Below are 11,431 nucleotides of genomic sequence, written 5' to 3' on the forward strand. Positions count from 1 at the left end.
AGTAACTCCTCTAAATCCTAGCTATCCAAGCTATCAAGTATGCGCCGATAGCTGGTAAAGCGTGCTGGATGAATCTTGCCTGCCTCGACCGCGGCAAGTAAAGCGCAGCCGGGCTCATTGCGGTGGCGGCAGTCGCGAAAACGGCAGTGGCCAAGATAGTCGTGAAATTCAATAAAGCCGTCGGTGACTTCCTGCTCGCTAAGGTGCACCAAGCCAAACTCGCGAATACCCGGTGAGTCGATAAGGTCGCCGTCGGCCACCTCGGCGCGGCTCATGGTGTAGAGGCGCGCCGTGGTGGTGGTGTGGGTGCCTTTGCGGGAGTCTTCCGAAAGCGCGCCGATGCGCAGGGTTTCGTCGGGCAGCAACAGGTCAATCAGCGATGACTTGCCGACGCCGCTCTGGCCAACAAACACCGATGTGCGCTCTTCAAGCTGGCTGCGTAGCTCATCTAGCCCGTTTTCTGTGGCGGTAGTGGTGCGCACCACGGGGTAGCCCAACTCGCGATAGCGCTCAAGCAGTTTACCCAACTCGCCGCCGTCTTCCGGCAGCAGGTCGGTTTTGTTGAGCACCAACACCGGCGCAATGCCGGTGGCTTCAGCGGCCACTAGATAGCGGTCGATTAGGTTGGCGTGGGGCGCGGGTTCCACCGCGAATACAATCAACAGTTGGTCAATATTAGCGGCTACCGGTTTGAGCAGGCCGCGGGCGTCCGGGCGTTTAAGTACGCTATCGCGCTCTTCCCGGGCGACCACCACGCCGGAGCCTTCTTGCCCGGCGCGCCATATCACGCGGTCGCCGGTGACCAAACCGTTCAGGTTGGCGCGTAAGTGGCAGCGCACCGGTTCATTGTCGCTGTTGCGCACTTCAAGGGTGCGCCCAAAGTGAGCAACGACGCGGCCCGGCTGTTCGGCGCCGTATTCGCCAGCGGCGAGTTTTTCAGCGTCTTGCACGTCACGCTTTTCGGCGCGCTGGGCGCGTTCCGCCTGGACTTTATCGACGCGCCACTGCTGCTGACGACTTAATTTGCGTTTGCTCATGACCACCTGATGATCGGTATAATAAATAGCATTGTACCTATCAAAAATATCTTTGTACTTATCAAGTGCTCAAGCGGTTCTGTATAGCTGCTTGATGGGCTTATTTAAGGCACACTTGGATGATATTAATGGCCATTTGGGCAAAGGAATAACGCTAATGAGTAACGAAAAGACGGGTGCAGCGGAAGAAAAAACGACGCCGCGGGATGACTTGCTGGTGTGGATCGATCTAGAAATGACGGGGTTGGATCCCAACAAAGAGCGCATTATTGAAGTGGCGACGCTCATTACCGATGCGGATTTAAACGTTGTTGCGGAAGGGCCGGTAATCGCGGTGAAACAGCCTGATAGCCTGCTGGCGCAGATGGATGACTGGAATCAGAAAACCCATGGTGAATCAGGCTTAGTCGCCCGTGTGAAAGCCAGTCAGGTGGAAACAGCCGAAGCCGAGCAGCATACCCTGGCGTTTCTGCAGCAGTACGCAGTGGCGGGGTCGTCGCCGATGTGTGGTAACAGTATCCACCAGGATCGGCGTTTTTTAGAGCGCGAGATGCCCGCGCTGCTGAACTTTTTCCACTACCGTAATCTTGATGTGTCTAGCATAAAAGAGGTGGCCAAACGCTGGAACCCCGGCGCACTGGCGGGCTTTAGTAAGCAGAATGTGCACTTGGCGATGGATGATATTAAAGAGTCGATTGCCGAGCTGGCTCACTACCGGGATACATTTTTGCGCGTTGATCAGCGTAGCGACGAAGAAGAATAGCTAAGAAGAGCGGCTAAAATAGTAGCGTTTAAGACGCGTCAGTGGCAATGCGCTCACCGCGCTTAAGGCGCTGCTCCTCAAGCGCCCAGGCAACGTGTTCGCGCACCAAAGCGCTAGGGAAGCCGCGCCGCGCCCACAGTGCGGCCTCAACGGTCTCGCTCCAAGGCGCGTTGCCCAGGCCAATGGCAATATTGCGCAGCCAGCGTTGGTAGCCAATGCGCCGAATGGGGCTGCCGGCGGTTTTATCCAGAAACTCCGCTTCGCCCCAGGCAAACAGGCTGATGAGCGATGCGCGGTCTAGGTCATGGCGCGGGGCAAAGTCATCTTCCTGGGTAATGCGGGTGAAGCGAGTGAAGGGGCATACAAGCTGGCAGTCGTCACAGCCGTAGATACGGTTGCCCATGGCGCGACGGTACTCAACCGGAATGGCGCCGTGCAGTTCGATGGTGAGGTAGGAAATGCACTTGCGCGAGTCGACCACTTTGTCATCAACGATGGCACCGGTAGGGCAGGCGGTGCGGCAGGCACTACAGCTGCCGCAGTGTTCTTGCTCAAGCGGTTTATCAATGGGCAACGGTAGGTCGGTATAGAGCTCGCCCAGAAAGAACAGCGAGCCCGCCTTGGGGTTGAGTAGCATGGCGTTTTTGCCGAACCAACCAAGCCCGGCTTTTTGGGCCAGGGCGCGCTCCATCACCGGCGCTGAGTCGACAAACGCGCGGTAGCCGAACTCGCCGACTTGCCGCTCAATTTTTTTAGCTAATTGGGCTAACCGTTTGCGGATTAGCTTGTGATAATCACGCCCTAAAGCGTAGCGCGATACGTAGGCGCGGCTGGGTTGGCCGAGCACCTTGGTGCTTTCTACTTCGGCGGGCAGATAATCCATGCGCACGCTGATAATGCGCTGAGTGCCGGGTTCAAGTTCTGCAGGCCGGGTACGCTTGGTGCCATGCTTGGCCATAAAGCCCATTTCGCCGTGGTAGCCCTTCTCCAGCCATGCGTCTAGGTGGGCTTCATGGGCCGACAGTTGAGTATCGGTGATGCCCACCTGCTGAAAGCCCAGTTCGCGTCCCCAGGTTTTAATCAGGTCGGCAAGGCGAGCAAGCTGCTGGTCAGTCATTGCGATATTAGGGCGTGCAAGGGCAGTGGAGTCCGGCATGGTTATTTAAACAAATCAGGCAAATGGAGAGTGAGTTTAATAGTATCAATCAACAGCGAGTATTAAGCGCGCTATGCTAACGCATTGGCAGCCATCAAAACATGCGAAAGGAGCGATCGTGACGATCCTGAATACCTCCATGCTACGCCCTCTTTATAAAACCGCCCAGGTGCGTGAATTTGACCGTCGCACCATTGCGGGTGGTATTGAAGGTTTTGCATTGATGCAGCGCGCCGCTTCAAGTGCCTGGCATAGTTTTCGTTCACGCTGGCCCCAGGCGCGCAGTTTAACCGTTATGTGTGGAAGTGGTAATAACGGCGGCGATGGACACGTGCTCGCCGCGCTAGCGATGCAGTCCGGCCTTAAAGTGCAGCGGGTAACGCTTAAACCCCTCGCAGAGCTAAGCGGCGATGCGGCTCGCGCTGCACAGCTGGCAACATCGGCGGGAGTAAGCTGCGAGGAGTGGCACGCCGGGATCGAATTTACTGGCGAGGTGATCATCGATGCCTTGCTAGGCACCGGTTTGACGGGCGAGGTAGAAGGGCGCTTCAAACGTGCTATTGAAATGATCAATGCCGCACACCGGCCAGTACTGGCGATTGATATACCTTCCGGGCTGTTCGCTGATACCGGCGCTGTGCCGGGTGTTGCGGTAGAGGCCGCCTGCACAGTGACGTTTATTGGCGATAAAATTGGCCTTCATACCGGCGATGCGCCTGCTTATACCGGTGAGATCGATTTTCGCCCGCTGGGCGTAAAAGTCCAGGCGTATTTCGACATTCCCGCCACGGCTTGGCGGCTGGATGATTCGTTGCTGGCAGAAGCCTTTGCACCGCGATGGCGCACCAGCCATAAGGGAGATACGGGGCACGTGTTAGTGATGGGCGGCGCCCCCGGCTTTGGCGGCGCGGCGCTGCTAGCCTGCCAAGCCGCCGCGCGGATGGGGGCGGGTAAAGTGAGTTTGGCGACAGCCCCTGAGCATATCGCCGCCAGCTTGGTACGCTGCCCGGAAGTGATGGCCCACGGCATTCGCGGAGGCGCTGAGGCGGCTGAGTTGCCCAGTCATGCGGATGTTGTGGTAGTCGGGCCAGGGCTTGGCCAGGCCGCCTGGGGGCAGGCGGTACTGCAAAGTGCGCTGCAGTCGGACGCGCCGTTGGTCGTCGACGCCGATGGATTGAATCTTTTGGCCCGCCAGTGGCCGGATGTTCGCCGCGATAACTGGATTTTAACCCCCCACCCCGGTGAAGCCGCGCGGCTGTTGGGCTGTTCGGTGGCGGATATTCAGGCTGATCGGCCTGCTGCCGCTCAGGCACTGCAACGCGCCCGAGGCGGTGTAGTGATTCTAAAAGGTGCGGGCAGTCTAATCGCCGGCCCCAGTGGCTTGGTTGTTTGCCCTTACGGTAACCCCGGTATGGCCAGTGGTGGCATGGGCGATGTGCTCAGCGGTATGCTGGGCGCGCTGATTGCGCAGCGTGGCGAGGTGGAGTTCAGCGCCTGGCTGGGAACCATGGTGCACGCGTTAGCGGCAGATCGCGCGGCCGAGCAAGAAGGCGAGCGTGGCCTGCTAGCCAGCGATCTGGCATCCTATGCGCGAAAATTGATTAATCCTTGAAGGCAGCCCACATGCAGGTGCAGTTAAACCCTATGCAGGTGCAATTAAATAACGAAGAGGCCCAGGTCGCGTTTGGCGAAGCACTTGGGCGCATATTGCAAGGACGCGGGTTGGTGTATCTGGAAGGTGAACTGGGTGCCGGTAAAACCACCCTAACCCGTGGTATTCTGCGCGCTTACGGCCACCTAGGGGCGGTTAAAAGCCCTACCTATACGCTGGTAGAGCCCTATGAGCTGGGCGCTCAGCGTATTTATCATTTAGATTTGTATCGCTTGTCGGATCCTGAAGAGCTTGAATTTATCGGTGGCCGCGATGTACTCGCCGACGATGCGCTGAGTATTGTTGAGTGGCCTAGCCGTGGGGAAGGCTGGTTGCCAGCGCCGGATATTCGCCTGGCGTTGGAAGTGGTTGCTAAAGGTCGCATAGCCTCACTAACAGCGGGCAGTGAACAGGGTAGGCGGATGCTGGCATTATTAGAAAGTAGTCTCAGTAAGCTAAGCAACGTAGGTAGGGCAAGCAAAGTAAGTTCCGGTCATTTTGAAAACGGTGTGATTCAATGGAAATAAAGGGCACAGCGGCACGCATCACTCGTCTGTTAGCCGCCAGTTTTTTTGCCCTAGCGGCGTTGAATGTTCAAGCGGCCAGTGTAGAGAGTATGCGTCTGTGGGCGGCGCCCGATCATGCGCGCTTAGTATTTGATTTGTCGGTTGCGGCTAATGCCAACGTGTTTTCTTTGGAGAATCCCGCGCGCTTAGTGATTGATCTCGATGACACCCAAATGGACACCGACCCCAATACGCTGCCGCTACATGACAGTGCGATTACATCGGTGCGCACCGGCACCCGGGATGGCGGTGGCTTGCGGGTGGTGCTTGAACTCAATCGAGAAATAGAGCCACGTCATTTCACCCTGACACCGAATGATCAGTACGGGCACCGTTTGGTGGTAGATCTCGAATACCCAGGCGAAAGCGCTGTTGAAAACCCCATTGACCCCATTGAAGCGATGATTCGCGAGCAGGAGATTCAAGCGCAGCGAGCATCGGCTCAAGCGCAGTTGCCGGGTAGTGTCGAACCGCCCAGTAACGATGCCCCGGTTGAAGTGCAGGAAGCTAAGCCACATCCGCGCAGAGACATTATTATTGCTGTAGACGCCGGTCACGGCGGTGAAGACCCAGGGGCTATCGGACCTTCGGGCACCCGTGAAAAAGACGTCGTGCTGGAAATCGCTCAGCGTTTAGCCGCTCAGGTGAACGGCACCGAAGGCTTTAAAGCCGTGTTGGTGCGGGACGGTGACTACTACATTGGGCTTCGCCAGCGTACTGCCCTGGCGCGTGAGCAGAAAGCCGACTTTTTTGTCTCGGTGCACGCCGATGCTTTCACCAGCCCGCGCCCTCAGGGCAGCTCGGTGTACGCGCTCTCCCAGCGCGGCGCTACGTCAGAAACAGCACAGTGGCTGGCGGATAGCGAAAACCGCTCTGACTTGATCGGCGGTGTCGATGGCAGCTTGTCGCTGCGCGATAAAGACCAAGTATTGCGCGGCGTGCTGTTGGATTTGACCATGACCGCCACGCTCAATGATTCACTGTCGATCGGCGGGCAGGTGCTAGAGCAATTGGGCAGAATTAACCAACTGCATAAATCCCGCGTGGAACAGGCTGGGTTTATGGTGCTGAAGTCGCCCGATATTCCTTCGCTATTGATTGAGGTGGGGTTTATCTCCAACCCTGATGAGGAGCGTCGACTGCGTGATCCGGTGCACCAGTCGGGGCTTTCCCAGGCTATTTTCAGTGGCTTGCGCGATCATTTTCAGCGTTATCCGCCGCCCGCCAGCCTGCTGGCCTGGCAGCGTGATAATCAGCGCCGCCCCGCGGGTAATGAGTACCGTATCCAGTCAGGCGATACGCTGTCAGCGATCGCCGTGCGCCACGGCGTAGCGGTAAATCAGCTCAAGCAGGCGAATGACATTAATGGTGACGTCATTCGAGTGGGCCAAGTGTTACAGATTCCCCGTTCATGAGGTGCTGTATTGACTGATATGACGACTAACGCACCGCGTATTCATGTGCTCGACCCCCGGCTGGCTAACCAGATTGCCGCTGGCGAGGTGGTTGAGCGCCCCTCATCGGTGACTAAAGAGCTGATTGAAAACGCCATCGATGCGGGCAGTCAGCGCATTGAAGTGGAAATCGAACAGGGTGGCGCGCGGCTGATTAAGGTTCGCGATGACGGCATCGGCATCGGTGAGGAGGATTTGCCGCTAGCCCTGGCGCGCCACGCCACTAGTAAAATTGGCAGCCTGGAGGATTTGGAAGGGGTTAGCTCGTTAGGTTTTCGCGGTGAGGCGCTGGCATCGATCAGCTCCGTTTCCCGGCTAGAGCTGATCTCTAATGCTGAACAAGACCCGCGCCATGGTTGGCGGGTAGTCGCGGAAGGGCGAGGCATGGACGCCCGAGTGACGCCGGCACCCCACCCCCGGGGCACCAGCGTTGGCGTGCGGGACCTGTTTTTTAATACCCCCGCTCGGCGCAAATTTCTGCGTACTGAGAAAACTGAATTTGCCCATGTGGAAGAGGCGTTTCGCCGCCAGGCGTTGTCGCGCTATGACATCGCCTGGGTGTTGCGCCATAACCAGAAGGTGGTTCATCAACTGCCTGCCGGACACTCCGCAGCGGCCCGCGAACGGCGCATTGCCTCGCTGCTCGGTAAGAATTTTATTGAGCACGCCCGCTACATCGAACGCGAAGCGGGCGGCTTGCGGCTAAGTGGCTGGGTGGGTCTGCCCACCCATTCGCGCTCACAGGCCGACCAGCAGTACTTTTTCGTTAACGGGCGAGTGGTGCGTGACCGTCTGGTTGCCCACGCGGTGCGTCAAGCCTACCGTGATGTGCTATTTAACGGCCGTCATCCGGTGTTTGTGCTCTATCTAGAACTCGACCCGGATGTGGTGGATGTTAATGTTCACCCGACCAAACACGAAGTGCGCTTTCGCGATGGTCGTATGGTGCACGACTTTCTCTATTCGAGTCTCCATCACTGTTTGGCATCTTCTAAGCCCGCTGAAAGCGACGAGGAAAATAGCGACGCAGTAGCGAATGGAGTCGGCGCTCACCAGCAGCAAGCGTATGGTCAGCCTCCTCTGGTTGATGAGGGATCGGGCGAAAACGCCGAACAACCCCGCTGGCAGCAGCAGGGGATTGCGCTCACACATACGCCGGACCGCCACCCTGGGGCTGAGCGCGTACGCCGCTTTATGCAGGGCTATCAGGCGCTCCACCCCAATCATGAAGAGACGCTACTAACGCCGCAATCGAGCATGCCTAGTGAGCGCGGCGGAGAGGTGCGCGAAGCGCCGCTGGCGATGCCTGATAACGACCCTACCGCACCGCCGCCGCTAGGCTTTGCGCTGGGTCAGTTGCACGGTATTTATATTTTGGCCCAGAACGCTCAAGGCCTGGTGCTAGTAGATATGCACGCCGCCCATGAGCGAATTGTCTATGAGCACATGAAAACACAGCTAGCCGCCGCCGCAGGGCTGGATGCTCAGCCGCTGCTGGTACCGGTTTCTATCGCTGCTAGTCGCACAGAGGTGGCGACGGCAGAGAGTGAGCAACAGGCGATTGCCAAACTGGGTATTGAGCTGGATATTGCTGGCCCAGAGACGCTGCTGGTGCGTCAGTTGCCAGCGCTGCTGTCCCAGGCTGATCCTGAGGCGTTGGTGCGTCAGATGCTGGAAGAGCTGGCGCGCTACGGGCGTACCCATCAAGTTGAGGCGCGTCTGCATGAACTGCTCTCCAGCATGGCTTGCCATGGCAGCGTGCGCGCTAACCGCCGGCTGACTATCGACGAAATGAACGCACTGCTGCGCGATATGGAGCGCACAGAGCGCAGCGATCAGTGCAACCACGGACGTCCTACCTGGACGCAAATGGGTCTCAAAGCGCTTGATCGGCTGTTCTTGCGCGGACAATAGCGCCACGGGCAGCCGTCCCGGTTAAGCTATATTTGCTTACCTATTGTATTTTTTTACCTATTATATTTTCTACCGATTGGGAGTTTGACTGCGCATGGCTGATACGCGTCCTTGGGCGATTTTTTTAATGGGACCGACGGCCGCCGGTAAAACCGATACGGCGATGGCGCTTCACGAGCGTTTAGGTCATGAGCTGATTAGCGTTGACTCGGCCATGGTGTATCGCGGTATGGATATTGGTAGCGCCAAACCCAGCCCTGCCGAGCTTGCTCGTGCGCCCCACCACTTGATCGATATTCGCGATCCCGCCGAGCCCTATTCCGCCGCCGACTTTCGTGAAGATGCGCTGCAGCTAATGCGACAAATCAGCGCGGCGGGCAGGGTGCCGCTGTTGGTCGGTGGCACCATGCTTTACTACAAGCGGCTGGTCGAAGGGGTGGCGAATTTACCCTCTGCAGACCCGGCAATTCGTCGACGGCTCGCCGCTCAGTGGCACGCTGAAGGGCTCTTATCGCTGCATAAACAGTTAGCTGAGGTGGATGCAATCTCCGCCCAGCGTATTCATCCCAATGACCCACAGCGCTTAATGCGCGCATTAGAAGTGTATTATGCTAGCGGGCGCCCAATGAGTGAGCTATGGGCAGAGCAGCAGCCGGAAACCTTTCCATGGCGGGTGCTATCGATAGCGTTGGCACCTACTGAGCGTACTTTATTGCATCAGCGCATTGCCCAGCGTTTCGGAGTAATGTTGGGTGAGGGCTTGATAAATGAAGTCACCGCCCTCAGAAAGCGTAATGACTTACATTTAGGCCTGCCGGCGATGAAGAGTGTTGGTTATCGTCAAGTGTGGGAGTATCTGGAAGGTGAGTACGATTACGCTACGCTTGTTGAGCGAGGTGTCATTGCCACTCGTCAGCTCGCTAAGCGACAGCTAACGTGGTTAAGAAGTTGGCCGGAACTCAAGTGGATAGATTCACAGCGCTCTGACGCGTTGGATAAGGTGCTGAAACTCGTGCGTGAAAGCGGTGCTTAGCGTAAGATAGTTGTTCAAAGAAGTTCTTCAAGAAAGTGAATGAGTAAGCGTGTGTTTGCGAGTGGCCAACAGGCTCTTTCGGGCAACACTGAGTCTTTCAGGCAAGCTTAGGCCTTTCGAGCATTAAACGTGCGGCGTAGCACTGGTAGGGCACGCCATTAATAATTAACCCCAACGACAGTTTTAGGGAGAGCAACATGTCCAAAGGGCAGTCCCTTCAAGACCCGTACTTGAACATTTTGCGTAAAGAGCGCATTCCGGTCTCGATCTTTTTGGTTAACGGCATTAAGTTGCAGGGTCAGATCGAATCGTTTGACCAGTTTGTTATCTTGCTGCGCAATACCGTCAGTCAGATGGTTTATAAACACGCTATTTCCACGGTTGTGCCATCTCGCAACGTGCGTCTGCCTGCGCAAGACCTGGCAGATCAGGATGCAGAGATTTAACACCGTTGGTTTAGCAAGAGAGCCCATGAGGTATTGATTGTTTTTCGAACGCCCAGACGCCGGTGAAACGGCAGTTCTTGTTCATGTCGATTTTCATGATGAGCAAAAACGTGAAGACCCGGGTGAGCTTTTAGAGCTCGTGCGCTCTGCTGGTGCAGAGCCCGCGACTCTACTCACTGCTAGCCGACACCGTCCCGACTCACGTACGTTTATCGGGTCAGGTAAGTTGGAAGAGCTGCGAGCACTGCTCGCGGCTCATGCAGCAGAACTGGTGATCTTCAACCACAGCTTAAGTCCCTCTCAAGAGCGCAATGTTGAGCAAGAGCTCAAATGCCGAGTGCTTGACCGTACCGGTCTGATTCTCGATATCTTTGCGCAGCGGGCACGAACCCATGAAGGTAAGCTGCAAGTAGAGCTTGCTCAGCTTGAGTATATGTCCACTCGCCTAGTGCGTGGCTGGACACACCTTGAACGCCAAAAAGGCGGTATTGGCCTGCGCGGCCCAGGTGAAACACAGCTTGAAACCGACCGCCGCTTATTGCGTGGACGGATTAAATCAATTCATAAACGCCTAGATAAAGTACGTAGCCAGCGCGACCAAAATCGCCGCGCCCGGGCGCGTGCTGAAATTCATAGCGTATCACTGGTAGGCTACACCAACGCCGGTAAGTCGACGTTGTTTAACGCCTTAACCAATGCCGAGGTTTACGCCGCTGACCAGCTGTTTGCGACGCTAGACCCAACGTTGCGGCGGCTTGATATAGAGGACGTTGGGTCTGTCGTGATGGCGGATACCGTAGGCTTTATCCGTCACTTGCCGCACAAGCTGGTTGAAGCCTTTCAAGCCACGCTGCAGGAAGCATCGGAGGCGTCGTTACTGGTTCACGTGATCGACGCGGCAGACCCTGACCGCGAGTTAAATGTGGAACAGGTAGAGCTGGTATTAAAAGAGATCGGCGCTGATGACGTGCCGGTGCTCAAAGTAATGAATAAAATCGATAAGCTCGACAGCGCACCGCGAATTGAGCGTGACGGTCATGGCGTACCCGAGGTTGTCTGGCTCTCGGCCCAACAGGGCCAGGGCCTTGAGCTACTCCATGAAGCGCTAACCGAGCGCCTGGCAAATGACGTTATTGGCTTTTCACTGACACTCACTCCCGAGCAGGGTAAGCTGCGTGCTGGGTTGCATGAGTTGAATGCGGTTCGCGAAGAGGCATTTGATGAGCAGGGCCATTCAGTGCTGGATGTGCGTTTGCCGCGGCGCGATTTTAACCAATTGATGGCACAGTTAGGCGAGCGTGCCAATACCTACTTGCCTGAAGCGCTACGCGAAACCAATGAGTGGTAGGCGCCCTAATGAACAGTCTAAAGCGCTACTAGTATTTTGTTTCGTATAAAAATGGTACAACAT

Annotated in this window: 10 protein-coding genes; 8 read left to right on the top strand and 2 right to left on the bottom strand. The window is 56.7% G+C overall.

From position 1 onward, the window contains the following. Positions 1 to 17: 17 nt before the first annotated feature. Entirely contained in the window at positions 18 to 1,037 is a 1,020-nt protein-coding gene (gene rsgA / locus ACQE2I_RS06390; RefSeq protein WP_427030654.1) for a small ribosomal subunit biogenesis GTPase RsgA, read from the bottom strand. Between the two features lie 157 nt (positions 1,038 to 1,194). Here rsgA and orn point away from each other — a divergent pair, with 157 nt between their 5' ends. Beyond that, positions 1,195 to 1,800 carry an oligoribonuclease gene (gene orn / locus ACQE2I_RS06395; protein WP_427030655.1) on the top strand — a complete coding sequence of 202 codons (606 nt, stop codon included), beginning with the start codon at positions 1,195 to 1,197 and terminating at the stop codon, positions 1,798 to 1,800. A gap of 28 nt (positions 1,801 to 1,828) precedes the next feature. On the opposite strand, the gene queG is transcribed toward orn, so the two are convergent. Next, a complete protein-coding gene (gene queG / locus ACQE2I_RS06400) occupies positions 1,829 to 2,917 on the bottom strand; it encodes a tRNA epoxyqueuosine(34) reductase QueG (protein ID WP_427031393.1) in 1,089 nt (362 codons plus the stop codon). 178 nt (positions 2,918 to 3,095) lie between these two features. Here queG and ACQE2I_RS06405 point away from each other — a divergent pair, with 178 nt between their 5' ends. From ACQE2I_RS06405 to hflX, 7 genes are all read left to right on the top strand, one after another. Next, entirely contained in the window at positions 3,096 to 4,568 is a 1,473-nt protein-coding gene (locus ACQE2I_RS06405; protein WP_427031394.1) for an NAD(P)H-hydrate dehydratase, read from the top strand. Between the two features lie 32 nt (positions 4,569 to 4,600). After that, positions 4,601 to 5,134, top strand: a complete 534-nt coding sequence (gene tsaE, locus ACQE2I_RS06410) for a tRNA (adenosine(37)-N6)-threonylcarbamoyltransferase complex ATPase subunit type 1 TsaE (protein WP_427031395.1) — start codon at positions 4,601 to 4,603, stop codon at positions 5,132 to 5,134. Continuing rightward, entirely contained in the window at positions 5,125 to 6,588 is a 1,464-nt protein-coding gene (locus ACQE2I_RS06415; RefSeq protein WP_427030656.1) for an N-acetylmuramoyl-L-alanine amidase, read from the top strand. The genes tsaE and ACQE2I_RS06415 overlap by 10 nt, the downstream gene beginning before the upstream one ends. Positions 6,589 to 6,606: 18 nt before the next feature. Further along, positions 6,607 to 8,541 carry a DNA mismatch repair endonuclease MutL gene (gene mutL / locus ACQE2I_RS06420; protein ID WP_427031397.1) on the top strand — a complete coding sequence of 645 codons (1,935 nt, stop codon included), beginning with the start codon at positions 6,607 to 6,609 and terminating at the stop codon, positions 8,539 to 8,541. Positions 8,542 to 8,635: 94 nt separating this feature from the next. Then, complete coding sequence (miaA, locus tag ACQE2I_RS06425) at positions 8,636 to 9,574, top strand: tRNA (adenosine(37)-N6)-dimethylallyltransferase MiaA (RefSeq protein ID WP_427030657.1); 939 nt, start codon at positions 8,636 to 8,638, stop codon at positions 9,572 to 9,574. A gap of 197 nt (positions 9,575 to 9,771) precedes the next feature. Continuing rightward, complete coding sequence (gene hfq / locus ACQE2I_RS06430; protein ID WP_427030659.1) at positions 9,772 to 10,020, top strand: RNA chaperone Hfq; 249 nt, start codon at positions 9,772 to 9,774, stop codon at positions 10,018 to 10,020. Between the two features lie 37 nt (positions 10,021 to 10,057). Further along, positions 10,058 to 11,368, top strand: coding sequence for a ribosome rescue GTPase HflX (gene hflX / locus ACQE2I_RS06435; protein WP_427030660.1), 1,311 nt, complete (start codon positions 10,058 to 10,060; stop codon positions 11,366 to 11,368). Positions 11,369 to 11,431 lie beyond the last annotated feature (63 nt).

Origin of the sequence: Halomonas sp. H2 (assembly GCF_050215315.1) — a bacterium.
Taxonomy (GTDB): domain Bacteria; phylum Pseudomonadota; class Gammaproteobacteria; order Pseudomonadales; family Halomonadaceae; genus Vreelandella.